This is a genomic window from Brevibacterium renqingii (assembly GCF_017808105.1).
Classification (GTDB): Bacteria; Actinomycetota; Actinomycetes; order Actinomycetales; family Brevibacteriaceae; genus Brevibacterium; species Brevibacterium renqingii.
This window is the reverse complement of sequence record NZ_JADBHF010000004.1, coordinates 209,103-226,549: the sequence shown is the minus strand read 5'-3', so window position 1 is coordinate 226,549 and position 17,447 is coordinate 209,103. Positions and strand designations below refer to the sequence as shown.

Below are 17,447 nucleotides of genomic sequence, written 5' to 3'. Positions count from 1 at the left end.
CATGACGGAGTGGAGCCGACCGCGTGACTTCTACAATGCATGGATCTCTGCATTTGTGACGAAGGAACCGGCCGTGGTCATCGTCGATGACAAGAAGGTCAGTGAGTTCATCCACGAAATTTCGGACCGGAGTTTCGGCCTGGTCCTGTTCCTCCACGGAAGTCACCTCCGCCACCCGTGGAATGGAAACCACGGGCAGGTGCTGCCATACAGGGCAGACACGATGCGCAACTTCGATCGCTTCGACATCGTCGGAGTCCAGACCAAGCAACAGGCCGACGCTATCAGAGCCATGGGCTTCTCAGGAGACAACATCAGGCTGCTGACGGGGGAGCTGCCAGCAGGATCGGTTCTGTCCGACGCGCAGATACAACGGCCGTCGAACCAGGCGGTGATGATCGCGAACCTAGTTGCCCTCAAACGCGTGGATCATCCGATCCGCGCAGTGTCGAAGCTGCGGGACCGAGGAATCGACGTCTCCCTGACAGTCCTCGGCGAGGGGCCTGAGAGACGGAAGTTGGAGAAGCTCATCGCCGCGCTCGATGTCGGAGACCGTGTAGAACTGTCTGGGTACGTCAACGATGTGCCGAACAAACTGAAGTCCGCCTCATTCTGCATGCTGACCAGTGCGAGCGAGGGACTTCCGCTCTCGCTCATGGAATCGATGGGAGCAGGCTGCATCCCCATCGTGTACGACATCACCTACGGTCCCAGGGACCTGATCGAGCCGAGAGAGAACGGTTTTATCACGCCAAGAGGCGATATCGATGCGCTTGCCGACAGGATCGAATACTTTCTCTCTCTGAAACCAGAGACAGTCGAGACTATGCGCAAGTCGGCGAGGAAGACTGTCGAACGCTATCTTCCGGAAGTCGGCTACGAACGGTGGAAGACCGTCCTCGAAGAGCTGCGTCCCTCGAGCAGGCACAATGATCCGATCAGGGAACCGGTTCCACCGATCGAGGCGAAGAAGCTCAAGTGCGAGCAGACGGTTCGGGGAAGCCGAATCGAGGTTGAGCTCGACCAGGTCGATCCGTCGATCGCTGAGACCCTGGAGATGGTCGTTGCAGCGCGCCACCTCAACACATTCTTCATCTGCCGGAACCCCGTGGTTTCAAGTCGCAGACGAGGCCGAAGGCTTGTCCTCTCATTCGATGTAGACGATGAGAAGTTCTCTGAATCAGCTGGTGAGACTTTCGACGTCTACTTGCGGAGGCCACAAGATCTGTGGTCGTCGAATCGACGGATCAGGACTCCGAGACGGTACGGGTCCGACCGCACCGGAGCGTGGGAATGGTACACAACGAAGCGCGGAAACCTCTCCGTTCGCCCCTGCACATAGACTGCGACGGCAGAACGACCTTGCTCCTCCGGTGCAAAGGTGTCGGGAGCTCAATAGCTATTCGGCAGTGGATTCGTCACTGGACTCAGCGTTGATGCTCTCAGAATGGAACTTCGTCAGTTCGACGGCTCGATTGGCAATGAGCTTGGACACGGCCTCAGTGAACAATGCCATTGAGGTTCCTCTCTCGCCTTCACCGAAATAGTGTCGTCTGAGCTCGTGCCTGGCTCCAGCCGAGGCGTCTATATTGAGCATGTCGATAAGCATCGACTTCACGCCTTCGACCGTCGATTCGTCGATAATGGGGGTCGCCCGACTGATCGGAGCCTCAGCATTGAGTTTCGCGGTGTCGCTACGACGATCCGTCAGAACCAGTGGCTTGTTCGACTGAAGATAGAGAAAATCAAGCCCGACACTGGAGATATCAGTGATGAGCAGATCGACCGTGTCGAACATGGCAAGAATGTCTCCCTGCATGAGCACTTGGTGTTGCAGAGACTCGTCGGCAATGAATTCGTTGGCTCCTTCAATGAGCTCAAGGATTCGGGCGTTCGCCTGTGCCATAGCAGGGTCTTTGGACGATTCGACACGGGGGTGAGGCTTATAAATCAGCCGAGTATCTGGGATCTGAAGGGCGGCTTCGACGATCTGTGGTCCGAAGAGGTCGACCGACGTGTAATTGTTCGAGTCATTCTCACCCTCCCAGGTGGGCGCATACATGATTGTCCACACCATCGAGGGCTCGAGCTCCAATGGTTTATCGATATCCAGCTGTGGCCGGCCCACCTTGATCAATGAGCTTTCGTCGAAATCGATGAGAGCGCGTCGATGTCTCTCAATCGCAGCATCGCCGGCGACGAACACCTTGTCGTAGGATTTTGCCTGGTTGGAGACCATGCTCAGCTTGTCTGACTCGCCATGATTGACATGGACGTGCACCATCGGGGCGAAGCCCAATGATTGGAAGTTCGTCACCCCATTGTTGACGTAGAGGGCCAGTTTGAAGTTGTTCGCATGATAGAAGGTGTGCAATGGGTCGAAGCGTCGTTTGAACACGACGGGCAGGCGGGTAGTCTCCAATGCTCTCAGCAAGGCAGATCCCTTGCGCAGGACCAATACGACTCTGTGTCTCTTGTGCAGCTCCTCGAGGACGGGAATCCACTGTTCGAGCTGGTAGAACTTGGAACCCCGGTCGCCGAAGTAGACGACGACTTCGGCCCTGATATAGCTGCCATCATATTCATCTTCGAGACGGTTCCAACGCTCAGTGCCTCTGATCCACTTGCTTGTTGTCTTCCAGGCAGACGATCGGACAGCCATAAGAGCCGTCTTACGGAGCAGGTTCTTCACAGTGAGCCTTTCATCGGCGAACAATCATCGACAACACCTTCGCGTGGGTTGAACTCCTCAATGATAATTGCAGACGTCTAGGGCTGTCTGCTCGTTCAATGGGAAGTTGGTCCGGCGCAAGCGGGTCCACTCGCGATGTTTAAGTCATTGAACAAATGCACCTGCCGTTGTCGACAGACTTGTTTATAGGCGCAGTCTCAAGGGTGTTGTCTCTTCTTCGAAACAGAATTCTCTACATATTCGCCGGGCAGGAAAGGCATGAGGTCGTAAGGGAAGGCGTCAATCAAGGCATCGGAGGAAAAGCGCGATTGAGGTAAAGTCGCCTGCGCTGCCAGACCCACAATATCGAGGTTCGCCGCCTCGTTTGTAGTAGTTTCGACTGATGCAACGCCAGACTTCTCAACAGTCGAGAAAAAGTCCTCGAACTTGAAGTCTTCACCGATCAATTCCTGGTCGGTGATGCGAAGCCAAATCCACGGGACACCGTAGGCTTGAGCGATAATAAGCCCATGCAGAGACGTCGACACAATAGAAGAGGCATTAGCGATCTGAGCGACGACGACCTCTGGTGGCTTGCGGACATCAACAGTCTCGAAACCATTTTCCTCACGGTTTTCAGGGAGCAGCTTTCGATGTGCATAATGCGGGACAAGCGCTGGCAGCTTCGACGATTCCGAGCGCGAGTATGGTGTGAAATACGTCGGTAAGAGCAACGCCGGATCTCCGAGGGTGGCGGGCACGTCCCAACCGAGTCGCGTTGTGAGTTCGGAGCGAGTGCGCTCTCCACGTACTGCAGCGATCTTGCGTGGTGCACGGCTTCGCAGGATCTCCACTTTCAGATCATCGAGCGGAGAGATCAATCCAGAGCCCCAGACCGTCATGTCTCCCCGGTTCATTCCGGTGATGATCGACCCCGCAGCCATCACCGCCTGACCCGCTCGGGGGAGACCCATGGTGTTGTATGCTGGTCGGCCCGTCAACATTTCAATGAGCCACGGGGTGATCTGATCTCCGAAATTGCTTTTCAGATCCCACCAGTAAGCGGGGATGTTCCGGTTTGGCACGACCGGTTTTTGGGACATCAGCGCACAGGCCCGGCTGATGGAAGCCAAAGTCTCCAGAACAAGATTGCGATTGTTGATAGGCAGCGGCCACGTTTTCAACTGGCGCTTCTGAGTCTTCCTGATCGATTTGGTCATCGATCCTAATCGAGCCCTTACTGCGTACCGCGAGGGGTCATCCCGGCCCACCACGTCCAATGTAAATCGTTTGTCCGTGAGAACCAGATCAATCCCATATTTCACCCCGTACGAGGTCATAAATTCGAGTACGAGGGTGCTCTCTTTCCAAAACCACGATTTGATGTAGGACGACTCGGTTTGCAAGTGCGGGACGAGAAGACTCTGAATTTTCGCCAGTCGCTTTGCAGGCGGAAAAACATCCAAACGAGGGAATCTCATATTGCTCTCCTGAATCTATGCCTGTGGGACTTCTCTGGTGTCGATCACAATAACGTGATTATCTTCTGCATCAATCAAACGGATTTCATAGCTCGTCCTTGAGGAGACCCTTCGAGGCATCACGACTGCAATGCATGTCTCGGTCAATCTATGCCATTCAGTTTGTATTTCTTTGGCCGATGAACCGATTGATATTGCGACAGAGACGACATTTGACAGCTGTCCCTCAACAATCACTGACTGTCTCTTCGGCGACGGGAAAGAGCCGACAATTTGCGGGGCCGCTGACGGGAGAGCTCTGGAGTATTCTCTCGTTGGACCAATGTCGACGCTCAGGTTTCCGAACTTAGTGAAAAATGCAACGGCGAAATTAGGATTTCCAAAAAATACGGGCTGCGTCGAGATTCCCTTGCCTTTGGACCTTCCGAATCTCTCACGAATTATGTAAGAATCCCAGCGGACTTCAATGAATGCGTCCCATTCGCTGCTGAGATTCAGGTGGTCGAGATCAAGCGTCGAGCTGAACTCAGTGCGGATGCCTCGATCAGTAAGGTACTGCGAATCTGTTTGACTTGCGGCGGCAAATCGTTCTCCGCTGCGCCTATGAATCCAAATCAAGGAAATTTCATCTGGTGCGTGACTGGAACCGGGCAGAATAGCGTTGCCCTTGAAGCCTAAGGTTGAGCCGTGGCAACCGATTTGCGCGAGATACGGTTCGACCGATAGAGACAACTCCGTGATCGGCGAACCTTTCGTTGGTTGATAGACGAATTGTTGAGAGTTCTGGTCGAAATCCACTGGAATCGGTTGTCGTTCGGCCAGAATTCGACATAGGTGTTCGATGGATTCGACATCGTCTCTGCAGATGAGATCGGAGATGATCTGCGATACTGCATTTCCCTTTGCACGCAGGGACTTTGTCATCAAGGGGTTCACCAGGCGGCTGAGTTCGTGGACGACTTCTTTGCGCCGACCAGCGTCAAATTCAGTCAGGAAAGAGCTGTCAAATACTGTTTGGAACCCGGTGGGGGCGACGGTGGGCCTCTCGAGAAGGGGAGTGCTCCGCTTGGACGGTAAATCAAAAGATGCGACGACTTCAATAAGCGCTTTGATCTTCTTGAAATGCTCTGGAGCGGGTTGACCAATGCTTGTGACATTGGTTCCGTCGGCCCGGCCACGGGCCCAGTAGTAGATTCGGTCTGAAAGTATCGAAACATGCGGGCTGTGAAAGTATGCCTGCATGGTAAAGGGTTGATCTTCGCCGACGGCGTAGCCTAGCGGAAAACGTATCTTGTGTTCTTCCAGTATCGATCTGCGGAAGAGCTTGAGAGCTCCGAGAGTCGTGAAAGCCTTGGAGTCTATAAAATCGACGGCGAGCTGTGTCTTCTTGAACGCTCGGGACGGTAACGCACTAGCTCGTTTGCTAGGGCCGAAGGGACCGAGCTTGCAAGCAATAACTCCCGATCCCGATTGCTCAGCGACCTCCAGTAGCCGTTCGAGTGTCTCTTCCGCCAGCTTGTCGTCTGCGTCGAGGAAGAAGACGTACTCACCCGTCGCCAAATCAAGACCAAGATTTCGAGGCGCCGAAGCGGATCCGCTGTTTGGTATCGACTCGACGCGCATGTTCGGATGTTGCTCCGATATCTGTTTCATCACCGCGAGGCTGTCATCAGTTGATCCATCGTCGACTGCGATGACTTCCAACCGCTCTTCCGGCAAGGTCTGGTCGAAGACTGATTCAAGTGTTTCGGAGATGTACCTCTCACAATTGTAGACCGGAATGATGACGGATACCTCTGGCCGAGTGGCGATCGTATCAGATGCTTCGCTAGTGAACTCCGTGACTTCGATTGTCATGTGGCTCCGTGGTGTCATTGAACTGTCAGGCTGGCCGAAGGGCAAGTATGATGCCGATCCGGGGTTGGAGGATGGAAACTTCTAGGCAGACCCATTACAGCACGAGGAGCGGGCGGCCGCTCGCAACGCCAAGACCTACAAGCGTAGGTGGCGAGGGCACACCACTTCTCTTGCGAGCGCATTCTCTACGTCTTCGCGGCCGACGAATATTTCATGAATAGTCGGTTAAATCTCGGCGCTGGTAGACTGCCAACGGCTGTCCGCAGTACTGCGGAGTGTCTGTGTCAAAAATCGTGGGAGTGGGTCATTGGAAAGTACACGCAATATTGCGGTCATCCTCGCCGGGGGAGTCGGTACCAGAATCGGTCTTGACACGCCGAAGCAGCTGATCAAGATCGCCGGACGTCCGATCATGGAGCATACTCTGGCCATTTTTGATGAGCACCCGCAGATCGATGAAATCGTTGTGCTCATGGCCCGTGGTCACCTCGACAGAGTGCACGAAATCGTACGGAAGAACGGGTTCGAGAAAGTAACAACGGTGCTCGAGGGCTCGGGTACACGAAATGACACCACCCAGGTTGCTCTTCGAGCAATTGCTGAAAAGTATGACGAAGACTGCAATGTCATCCTTCATGACGCAGTACGTCCGTTGCTTGCCCCCTCGATCATCAACGATGTGGTTCGTGCTCTTGAAACGAACGATGCCGTGGACGTTGCGATCCCATCGGCGGATACGATCATTGAAGTTGAACCCGGAAGCGGCTCATATCCCGTGATCAAAGACGTACCGCCGCGTGCAAATCTGAGGCGGGGGCAAACCCCGCAGGCATTCAAACTCTCTGCGATTCAGCGCGCTTATGATTTTGCGAGGAATGACGCCAATTTCGAGGCCACTGACGATTGCACTGTGGTGCTCCGGTACACTCCCGACGTTCCAATTGCTGTCGTCACCGGCGACGACAGCAATATGAAGGTCACAGAACCGATCGACATCTATATTGCAGACAAGCTATTCCAGCTTCCTGCACGAAATGAGCATGCGGCAACCGAAGAGAAGTTGAAAGCCGCACTGACAGGCAAGACAATGGCAGTTTTCGGCGGCTCCTATGGCATTGGGGCAGATATCGCGGCCTTGGCAAGTGAGTACGGAGCGACTGTGAAATCGTTCTCACGATCGATGACGAAGACTCACATCAACAATCGTGATGATCTCGTTGCTGCCAGAGACGAGATACTGAGGGAGACAGGACGCGTTGATTTCGTTGTGAATACGGCAGGTGTGCTACCTCTTGCCCGCTTGGAAGACACAACAGATGAAACCATCTACGAGGCCACCGAAATCAACTATATCGGCCCGATTCTACTGGCCCAGACGTTCTACCCGGAACTGGTCAAGACGCAGGGGTCGCTATTGCTCTTCACGTCGAGTTCTTATACACGCGGACGTGGCAATTACAGCCTATACAGCTCCGCGAAGGCGGCAACGGTGAATTTGACCCAGGCGTTGGCTGATGAATGGGCGAACGAAAAGGTCAAAGTGAACTGCGTCAATCCCGAACGCACCGGAACTCCTATGAGAACCAAGGCTTTCGGCAACGAAGACCCGGACTCGTTGCTCGAATCGAAGACTGTTGCCAGGGCATCTCTGGAGGTTCTGGTGGCCAACAAAACGGGACATGTGATCGACGTTCGCCGTGAGGACCCTCTTTCGGCATACGCCGACCACCTCGATTGACAGCGCCGACAGGCGAGTCCGGTCCAGTATTCGGGCATGTAGAAGCGGCTGGGTGGATTTTTCGGGCTTGCTTTCGAAACGATTGTCCAGAACCAGACAGGGTATAATAGTGGCGAATACTGAGATCGCGTCAGAGGCTGACGACGGACTAGCAAATAAGTTCGTGAGGAGCGCACTAACTTCGCTCGTATCATACGTAGCACTAGCGCTGCTGGCGCTTTTCTGTGTGTTCGCAGCGGCAGAGGGAGCGTCAGGCCCGTTCCTTTTCGGCGTGTTGGCCGTTACAGGGTGGGACACGTTCCGAATTTGGAAGAAGCGGTCACGGCTGGGGCATCGCGCAGTGGTCCGGGCACTGTTGGCAATTGCGGTCGGTGTCGCATTTGCGTCCGCGCCAAACGACATCGACGTTATTGTCGGTGCTATCGCCGGAGCCTGTGTAGTTGGGCCGATTTTTTTTGAAAGCCTGTTGGCCAAGGGGACGAACAAGAAGGAGACGTTCGTCGCGCACCTTCCCGGCATTCGAATCTATTCCTCATTGAAGAATTTCGACAGACCGCTCCTCACCGCCAGCGAAATCGCAATCGCGTTTGGCGCCCTGGTAGCCTGGAGTGGCGTCGAGCCGCTGTTGTGGTTGATTATTGCGCTCGCACTCGATGTTCTCTATCTGTCTTTGGCCATCGCAACCTACATCAGAATTCGTCGGAATGCACTGGCTAAGTCGGGCCTCCACGACGCTGTCGAGTCGTATGGGCCTGAATTCTATATATATACCTCGAGACCAGATGATGCTTCCTACCAGGTGGCGATGTGGTTGCCCTATTTGGCGCGAACCGGCAAGAGGTTTGCGGTCATTACACGAAACAACACTCCAGCAAAAGCGATCGCAGAATTGACGGATGCGCCGGTCATCACCTGCCCGAAGTCTGCTGATCTTGAGAAGATGCTGATTCCGTCATTGGGAGCCGTGTTCTACGTCAACGCATCGTCTCGCAATGGCGAGATGATTCGTCACCAGGAATACACTCACGTGTATCTGGGCCACGGTGACTCCGACAAGCCGCCGTCATACAACCCGACTCATGCGATGTACGATCGGATCTTCGCCGCCGGCCAAGCCGCAACGGAACGATACGCGGCGCATGGAGTGACGATCTCACCGGAAAAGTTCGAGATCGTGGGACGCCCGCAGCTGGAGACGGTCGACGTGACGACCGAGCTTCCTGAAGGGGGTAGCACAACCGTCCTGTACGCCCCTACCTGGCGCGGACACGTCGATGAGACAATGCTTCACTCACTGCCCGTCGCTCCACAGATGATCACTGCACTGATCAACCGTGGTATGACCGTAGTGTTTCGCCCACATCCTTTCAGCTACGAGTTCGAAGAAGATGCTGAAACGATTCGTCAGATCCATCTCATGCTTGAAGAAGACCGCTCTCGGAGCGGTCGACAGCACATCTTCGGTGAAGCAGCGGAAAGGGACATGGATGTCATCGAGTGCATGAACTTGTCAGATGCCATGATCTCTGATGTTTCGAGTGTAGTGTCCGACTACCTCTATTCCGGCAAACCGTTCGCGATGACTGCGGTCAGCGCCCAGGGCGATGACTTCGTTGCGCAGTATCCGATTGCTCGTGCGTCTTACGTCCTCAACGGGGACCTCAGCAACCTCGACAATGTGCTTGATGAGATTCTGGTGACTGATCCAGGGCGACGGAACCGCCTGCAGTATCGAAGTTTCTACCTGGGTGATTTTCCCGATGAAGGCTACGCCGAGAATTTCGTTTCGGCAGCCGCACGAATGGTAACGGAGTCGCAGAACGACGTAACTGACATTGACGAGCCAGGCGCCGATGTTGAGGATCTCGGGACCGAAACGGAACTCGACGACAATGCAGATGAACAAGGGGCAGCAGCTTCTTCTGCTGATGTTGAGACTGAGTCCCCCGAAGAGGCAGCCGATCTGACCGACGCGAAGACTCCTCGAGCCACGCTTTCTCTGATCTACCGCAAACTCGGCGGCAGAACCCTTGTCCCGGCCGGTTTCGCTGTGCTGACATTCGTCTTGGCATTAGCTGAGGCTCCGAAGATGGTTGTGTGCACATCCGGCATTTTGATCGGTCTGGGATTTCTCTTCGTCCACCGTCGTAGCTTCAAGTCACGCGGCCGACTGGCAGGGGTCCTTCGGGCAAGCAACTCTGCGCGAGCGGTGGCAGCGGCAACGCTAACAGTATTCTGGACAGTTGAATACGGAACGAATTGGGGTCTGAATACTGCTGTCGCCATCCTCATCGCCACCATTGTGCTGGAATCCAGCCTGGCCAAATCGTGGAAGGTGACCGGACTCGAAGCGAGGAACCTGCCGAATGCGGAGACCCGCGGATTCCAGCCGATAGGTCGAGGCATGGTGGCAATCGCGAACGTCACGGTGATTACGCTGGGATGGTTGTTCGCGATAGTCGGCGGTCTGACAACTCTGTTGCTGATACTCTCGCTTCTGCCGACGGCCCTCGCCGTAGTCCTCTTTGCCGCCGGACTCAAGCGGGGAACGCGCAGTCTCCGTTTGGACAGCCAGCTGTACGAGATTCTCTCCAAATATGACGCAGAGTTCGTCGTCTACTTCGGGTCGAACGTTGGGATCACATACCAGCTGGGCATGTGGCTCCCGTACTTCGAGCGAATCGGCAAGAAATTCATCATCGTCACCCGGAGCCTGAAGATGATGAGGGCCGCCGGGCAGATCACCGAAGCTCCAGTGATCAATCGTCCGACCTTGCGCAGTCTTGAGGAAGTGATCACCCCGTCGGTCGGCGCGGCCTTCTACGTCAACAATGCGGGCAAGAATACTCACTTCATCGAACGCCGAGAGATGAAACATGTTTGGCTCAATCACGGAGACTCAGAGAAGCCTGCCTGCTTCAACCCTGTGCATGCGATTTATGACGTAATCTTCGCCGCGGGCCAGGCCGGAATCGACCGCTATGAACGCCATGGTGTCATAATCCCACGTGAAAAGTTCGAGATCGTCGGACGTCCACAAGTCGAGCAAATCGAATTCGTAGGACCTCGTTCAACTGCTTCGGGCGCAGGAAAGACAGTGCTCTATGCTCCTACATGGAAAGGCGCATACAAAGACTCGGAACTGTATTCTCTCCCGGCCGGAACCGTAATTGTCCAGGAACTCATCAACAGAGGCTGTACGGTCATATTCAGAGCGCACCCTCTGAACTACAGGTACGCAAACGCCAAAGAATACATCGCTGAAAACCAAGAGCTTCTGGCAACCGATGCCGAAGCCAGTGGCCGCCAGCACATTTGGGGGGCTGCGGCAGAGAAGGAGATGACGGCCGACGACTGCTTCAACGCATCGGACGCCATGATCTCCGACGTCTCCGCGGTCGTTACCGACTACCTTCAATCGGGGAAACCTCTGTCCGTCGTGTCTGTCTCGAAGACCACAGAGGAACTTCTGAATGAGGTTCCTGCAGCGAAGGCTGCCTACATTCTCGAGGAGGACCTGTCGAATCTTTCGGAGGTCTTGGACGGACTGCTCGTCGACGATGCCAAAGCCTCAGAGCGCGACACGATGCGAAAGTACTACCTCGGAGATTTTCCTCCCGAGACGTACGCCGACGCGTTTCTCAAGGCCTCTAGGCAGATGATTGCGGCGGGCCAAGAACGGTATCGAAACAATGAGGAATCCGACGCGGCACAGGTTGGCGACGATGACTGACATTCTGCTTCGAGCCTCCAAAGAACCCTGGGAGTTCATCTCGGCCCCAGACGTGCTGAAATCGAACTCGATTGCGAACAACGCAGGGAATCTTCTGTTCGGCCAATCCGTATATCGAATGCTTTCGGCTTCGGGGACGACCATCACCCCCGACCGCTACGCGAGCCATCGAACTCAGAACGCAAGCGATTACGCTGCCTGGATAAACGAATCCTTTGACCACTTCGTCATCCCTTTGGCCAATGCCTTTCGCCCAGCCTTCAGACCCGCTCTCCGACGCCTGACGAAAGTCGTGCGAAGGCTGGAAGTCCCCGTGACGGTAATTGGTGTGGGCAGTCAGCACAAACTTGACGGTGGAACAGCCGACGAAGAGCTCGGCCGAGACGTGCAGGCTTTTATGTCGGCTGTACTCGAGCGTTCGGCCAGTGTCGGGGTTCGGGGGGAACGGACCGCGGCATTCCTCGAGTCTCTGGGATTCGGCGGCAACCAGATTGATGTCATCGGCTGTCCGTCCGTATTCATGAACGGGCAACCTCGGAACATTGAGAAAACAGCTTCGTCCCTGACCGATCTCTCGAAGATCGCGATGACAATCTCACCTTATGTCGGCAAACTCAACAGAATGATCGCATCTCAGACGAAGCGATATCAGAATCTCATTTATATTCCCCAGAACCTCAAAGACCTCAACATGATGATATGGGGAGAGGATCGATCGAAACCGAAGAACCGTTGGAATCCCACTCATGTCGCTCATCCTTTGTATACCGAGGATCGGATGAGGTTCCCGCTCGATCCAAGAACATGGGTCGAATATCTTACCGATTTCGACTTCGTCTTCGGCAGTCGTATCCATGGTTCCATCGCAGGGATACTAGCCGGCGTACCGACCATGTTGCTGGCGCACGACTCTCGAACGCTGGAACTCGCCGAATACCATGCCATCCCGCATCTGAAGGTGACTGAGCTGAGTTCGAAGGTGGACGCAAAGCAACTGTACGAGCAAACCGATTATGCAGATTACAACTCGCGACTGCCCGAAATACAGCGAACATTGGTGGACTTCCTGGAAAAGAATGGGCTTGCCCATGTGCTCAACGAAGCCGACACAAGTTTAGAATTCGACGAGAAGCTTGCGGCTGCCGAACTGCCGGACATGGTGACGACGCTCTATGCTGATCGGCAAGAAGGCAGAACGGCTATTCTCGACCGAGTCCGTGCATTGCACCACGAGCAGACCGAGCTCGAGACACGAATGGAACAGCTGGAAAAGTGCGTCGCGGAATACTCCTTCGCAGCAGAAGCCCGAAAACTGGTTGGCTCGTGGCAAAGGCGTGTCGTAGGAAAGCTCAGGCGACGGAAATGAAAAGGCAATTTCGACGAGCGGCGAGAGTGCTGCTGGATTCCAACGCCGGCAGCTATCTCAAGTCCCTGGTCCGCGACAGCGGTCCAGCCCGCCGTAAAGGTATCCACGTGCACGGTCCCAGTCGGTCAGCAGATGTCGTCGCCTATTTCGGGGACAGTCCAGACAAGCTGTACCAACTGGAGCAGTGGCTGCCGGCACTTGAACGTCTCGACCGAAGTCGACGAGTGGTCGTCGTTATGAGGAATGCGGCTTCCTTTGCGGAGGCCAAGCGGCTCACCAGCCTTCCGCTGGTGCTGGCAGAGACACAACCGGATCTCATCGACCTGTATGCGGCCGGTGTTTACAAACTGGCGATCTACGTCAACAACAGCATGCGGAACTTTCAGTCGATGGCAGAACCGTCGATCATCCACGTGCATGTTGACCATGGCGAGAGTGACAAGACCAGTTCGATCTCGAATCAGCTCAAGGCATACGACAAGATATTTGTAGCGGGCCGAGCAGCGAAAGAGCGCTGTCTGCGAGCACTGTGGGGGCTCGACCAGGACAAATTGGTATCGATCGGACGACCACCTCTCGACGGTAGTTTCTCGTCGGTTCTCCCGCCAGACGATCGACTGACAGTTCTCTACGCTCCTACTTGGCAGGGTGAGAACGAAGCGAACAATTTCACCTCACTCGACCTCCTCGGTCCCGACATCATTCAGCAGCTGCTGGCAGTAGGCGTCCGAGTGGTCTATCGCCCGCACCCACGGATGGCAGAGATGGGCGAATCCGAGGTTCAGCGCGCAGACGAAGAGATCCGGCAGCTGCTGGGCTCGGCCAACGTTGACGACGGCAGGCATGTGATCTCCACGGACCACGCGATCTTCGACCTGTTCGAAGACGTCGATGTTCTCGTCACAGACGTCTCCAGCGTCGGACTCGATTTCCTCTATCTGCACACCGACAGGGGCCTGATTCTGACAGATCGCCACAGTGACTCGGACAGAATGAGGGAATCGTCTCCGATCGGCGCAGAGCTTGCCGCAATATCTGCAGACACGATCCGGGACCTCCCACAGATGCTCGAAGAAGTGCGGTCGGAAGAATCAGCGTTCGCAACTCGGCGGAGGCTCAAAGCCCACTATTTCGGCACACACGCGGAGGGGCAGTCGACTGCGGCATTCATCAAAGCCGTCGGCGAGGCGATCGATGAAAGAATCGAAAGTCAGAGAGCTGCCGCCAACGGGTAGATCGATCTGGTTTTTGTTCAAACTTCAAAGCTGCTGGTGACTGGGAAGTAAGCGTTGAGGAACTCCATGACCTCTTCGTCGCTGAGAGGCTCAACGTCCTCGGTTGGAGCATCATTGAGACACAGAGTTGAGCGATTGCGCTGGCGAAGCGTCTCTCGCAGGACCCAGCGATAGTTGTCGTCGCGTATATTGATATAGCGGTACGTGATCGAGGTGGCGACAGATTTTCCGACTATTTGTGAGTAGTAGTGGAACAGTTGGTCGGCGACGATATCGTCATGGTGCCGGAACCGGCTGGCCCATGTGCGCTCGTAGACGCTGCGGAACTTCTCCTCCATTTCGAAATGCACGCTCTTGAGCATTGCGTACGGCGTGTGTTTGACAGCCCTGGTAACCGTCACCCCGAACTCTTCGCGCAGCAATTGGCGGATGTTCCGCGTAAGGTTGAAATGTGGTCCGTCCTCCGCCGTCGGAGCGCCGAACGGACGATGGTTGCGAGATGGAAAGACCTTGACCGTACCGTTGGGCAGAAAGAAGTCCTGCGGGCGCACTGGTTTGCCGAACATCACATCGTCGTTCAGATAAATGAAGTGCTCACTCAATCCGGGGATGTGGTGCAGCCTGGAAATTATCGAATTGCTGTTGAATGTCGGAAGATGTGCCGGATCATCGTAGATGTCATCATGGTTGACCATGACGATTTGCGGATGATCTATGTCCAGCCATGAAGGTACCTGGCCCGCGGTGACGATGTAGATCTTGTTGAACCACGGAGCAAAGTATTCCAACGAGCGAAGTGAGAACTTCAATTCGTCTTTGGACTCGAACCGAGCGTCGTGGTTGGCTTCCGGATGATATTCACGGCCGGTCAAGTGTGCCTCGAGTTGTCGTTTCGATGCTATCCACCGCGGATCTGCGCCGTCGACCCAGGTATAGACGGCATCTATCGGGAAAGTGATGTCCTCGAGCATCGTTGCTTTCAGGACCGCAGGAATCAGACATCCTCGGCCCGCTGCTGTTGCCGAAGGGACCAAGTCGAACTCCGCTTCTGACATCAGCTTCGCGGCACGGTTCTCGGTGGGAGCCTCGATCACGACACGTGATTCCGTCGCCGTGGTCGTCCAGAGCTCGATCGAACACCCGAATCTGAACCCGAACGACCAGTTGGAGTCCCGAATCTTCTTCGGTGCAGTCACTGTGATGACGGTCGTGGCGGGGTCAAATGCGAAATCAGTGACCGACGAGAGGGCGACAGTTCTTGCACGGCCTGACCTGGCATAGATCGGTCTCACCAGGTTTGTTCTCACTAGGGCAGCCGTCACTCGGGGCTTGTCCTCGACATGGACGCCAATGCGATAGCCATGGCCAGCATAGTCTTCGACCAGCCACCATCTGACTTCGCCTGCGTCGAGTGCTTCCACAGTGAAGTCGAAGTTCGCCTTGGCTGCGGCCGCCGGCGTCATCTCATCGACGAGTTCGGTGAGTAATCCGCCGTGCCGAGTGACTTCTCGGTTGAGCGTGAAGCCGAGTTTCTCTGACTTGAGACGTTCTGCAGCTTGCCTCTGGCGATTGAAGGACCGCAGACGTTTCAATCCAAATCGGCGAAGCTTGAGGTAGCGTTTCTCGCCGGCAACTCCGATAACCAACGGTTTCGTGACCCCTGCCGCTTTGGTGATCAATCGTCGATCCATGTTGGTCCTTTCGTCTACTGCAATTCGAAGGTGGAGGGAGACGGGAAACGTGCATTCATGAATTGGCCTACGACTCGGTCAATGGTCTCACGTGATCCGGTGCACAAAGTGGTCTCATTGAGACAGAAGACATCGAGATCGGTGCGTCGTGCGACTCTGAGCAGGCGAAGCTCGAGGTCAGGTTCGCTGAGATCGACGAACTGGTATCCGATTCGTCCTTCGATTGACAGTCCCCGGGCAAACGCGTCGAAGTGGTGAAGAGACGATGCGATCGACACATCTTCAGGAGACCGGAATGGTGCCGCCGCGACGTTGGCGAACAGCTCAGGCTCTTCGGACTCCATCGCCTCAAGAACCGGACGCAGCTGAGGGTGCGGAGTGTGTTTGAAGCGGTGAGTGACCGTGTTGCCGTACTTTTCGAGAACGTGGTCTCGTCCTTGTTTTGCCGCCGAGATGATGGGCAGATCTCGCGGAGTCCAGCCCCCGATGTCGATGGGCACAATCGAGGGGAAATGTTTGGTCAGCCCGTTGGCGGTGAAGAACAGCTCAGGGTCGGTGGGGCGGAGAAAGAAGCAGTCGTCGTTGAGGTACAGGTAATGGTCCGCCAGCCCGGGGATGTGGTGAAGCTGGGATTCGATGGCGTGCGAGTTGAAGACCGGGAGAATGCTCGGATCAGAGAAGATATCCCGGTGGTCGATCACGGTGAGCTTCGGATGGTCAGTGTCCAACCACGAGGGAACTTGACTGTCGGTGACGATGAAGACGTGACGCGCCCACGAAGCGTAGTACTCGAGAGAGCGCAGAGAATATCTCAGCTCATCACGTGAGGTGAACCGCGACTCGGCGATCGAACTCGGTTCTGTGGTTCTCAGATCGAGACTGTCTCGGGTGGCGCTCATTCGTCGTCGCCACGAGGGGTCGGAGCCGTCGACCCAGGTATAGACGATGTCGACCGGTTCATGTAATACGCGAAGATGTGGGGCGGGCAAGCGGAGCCGATTGCCGTTGCGCAAAGCATCGTGCCAGACAGTCGGCTCGATGTAATCGACCGTGAGTGTGTGATCTGTCTGCCGTCGGAGCAGCGTCCCTGGAAGATGGTAAGCACCATCGGTGCGAGGGGTGTCATCCCCTGTCTTCTTCCACATTTCCACCGTGAGCGTCTGCTCCGGGGTGGTCAATTCCCTGCCGTTAGCGGCGTGACGTCGTCGGAGACATGTGACGCTGCCGACTTTATCGGGCCTATTCCGGACTGTTCTGAGACTCAGCTTCGTACCCCGGACGTTGCGGTATCGGATCGTCCAGTTCTCGCGGGCTTCAGATTCGTTCCAGTCGGTCCGCGCGCGCAGCCACGTCAGCAGAGCGGTCAGTACAGCCTCAGTGTTCTTTTCGTCGACCACGAGCGTCGGACGAAAGTGGCTCAATCGAGGCAGTTCCACGAATTCGATACCGGCGTCGGCCAACACTGTGCGCACGGCTGCAAGGGCCTGACTTTGCTCTTCACGAGCATCATAGGAGCTTAACACTGAGGGCAAGCCTGATCGGGGCAACGCTCGTCCGCGGCGGGCGATCGACCTCTGCCACTTTTGCTCACCGTGCCGTGTTCTGGAGAACCAGGCCTTGCGTTCGGGGGTCATCCTGTCCGCCAGGAACGAACGCACTGACGTCGGTGAATACC

10 protein-coding genes are annotated in these 17,447 nt (G+C 55.5%); 5 read left to right on the top strand and 5 right to left on the bottom strand.

The genetic code is table 11. The features are described 5' to 3' along the window. Nucleotides 1-73: 73 nt before the first annotated feature. A complete protein-coding gene (locus IHE57_RS06245) occupies nucleotides 74-1,342 on the top strand; it encodes a glycosyltransferase (RefSeq protein WP_209371727.1) in 1,269 nt (422 codons plus the stop codon). A gap of 57 nt (nucleotides 1,343-1,399) precedes the next feature. Here IHE57_RS06245 and IHE57_RS06240 read toward each other — a convergent pair whose 3' ends face one another. From IHE57_RS06240 to IHE57_RS06230, 3 genes are all read right to left on the bottom strand, one after another. Further along, complete coding sequence (locus IHE57_RS06240; protein WP_366933868.1) at nucleotides 1,400-2,692, bottom strand: CDP-glycerol glycerophosphotransferase family protein; 1,293 nt, start codon at nucleotides 2,690-2,692, stop codon at nucleotides 1,400-1,402. Nucleotides 2,693-2,889: 197 nt separating this feature from the next. Beyond that, the gene (locus IHE57_RS06235) at nucleotides 2,890-3,891 is read right to left on the bottom strand and encodes a polysaccharide pyruvyl transferase family protein (protein WP_209371725.1); all 1,002 of its coding nucleotides are present in this window, start codon (nucleotides 3,889-3,891) and stop codon (nucleotides 2,890-2,892) included. A 276-nt stretch (nucleotides 3,892-4,167) separates the two neighbouring features. After that, nucleotides 4,168-6,009 carry a glycosyltransferase family 2 protein gene (locus IHE57_RS06230; RefSeq protein WP_209371723.1) on the bottom strand — a complete coding sequence of 614 codons (1,842 nt, stop codon included), beginning with the start codon at nucleotides 6,007-6,009 and terminating at the stop codon, nucleotides 4,168-4,170. A gap of 307 nt (nucleotides 6,010-6,316) precedes the next feature. On the opposite strand from IHE57_RS06230, the gene IHE57_RS06225 reads away from it, so the two are divergent. The 4 genes from IHE57_RS06225 to IHE57_RS06210 all read left to right on the top strand — a co-directional run bounded on the left by IHE57_RS06225 (nucleotide 6,317) and on the right by IHE57_RS06210 (nucleotide 14,081). Continuing rightward, complete coding sequence (locus IHE57_RS06225; RefSeq protein WP_209371721.1) at nucleotides 6,317-7,747, top strand: bifunctional cytidylyltransferase/SDR family oxidoreductase; 1,431 nt, start codon at nucleotides 6,317-6,319, stop codon at nucleotides 7,745-7,747. A 340-nt stretch (nucleotides 7,748-8,087) separates the two neighbouring features. Continuing rightward, nucleotides 8,088-11,480, top strand: coding sequence for a CDP-glycerol glycerophosphotransferase family protein (locus IHE57_RS06220; protein WP_209371719.1), 3,393 nt, complete (start codon nucleotides 8,088-8,090; stop codon nucleotides 11,478-11,480). Further along, nucleotides 11,473-12,846, top strand: coding sequence for a polysaccharide pyruvyl transferase family protein (locus IHE57_RS06215; RefSeq protein WP_209371717.1), 1,374 nt, complete (start codon nucleotides 11,473-11,475; stop codon nucleotides 12,844-12,846). Before IHE57_RS06220 ends, IHE57_RS06215 begins: the two co-directional genes overlap by 8 nt. Nucleotides 12,847-12,872: 26 nt before the next feature. Then, complete coding sequence (locus tag IHE57_RS06210; protein WP_209371715.1) at nucleotides 12,873-14,081, top strand: CDP-glycerol glycerophosphotransferase family protein; 1,209 nt, start codon at nucleotides 12,873-12,875, stop codon at nucleotides 14,079-14,081. Between the two features lie 17 nt (nucleotides 14,082-14,098). On the opposite strand, the gene IHE57_RS06205 is transcribed toward IHE57_RS06210, so the two are convergent. After that, on the bottom strand, nucleotides 14,099-15,772 hold the full coding sequence (locus tag IHE57_RS06205; RefSeq protein WP_253719947.1) for a stealth family protein: 1,674 nt from the start codon (nucleotides 15,770-15,772) through the stop codon (nucleotides 14,099-14,101). 14 nt (nucleotides 15,773-15,786) lie between these two features. Further along, the gene (locus IHE57_RS06200) at nucleotides 15,787-17,406 is read right to left on the bottom strand and encodes a stealth family protein (RefSeq protein ID WP_209371707.1); all 1,620 of its coding nucleotides are present in this window, start codon (nucleotides 17,404-17,406) and stop codon (nucleotides 15,787-15,789) included. Between the last annotated feature and the right edge of the window lie 41 nt (nucleotides 17,407-17,447).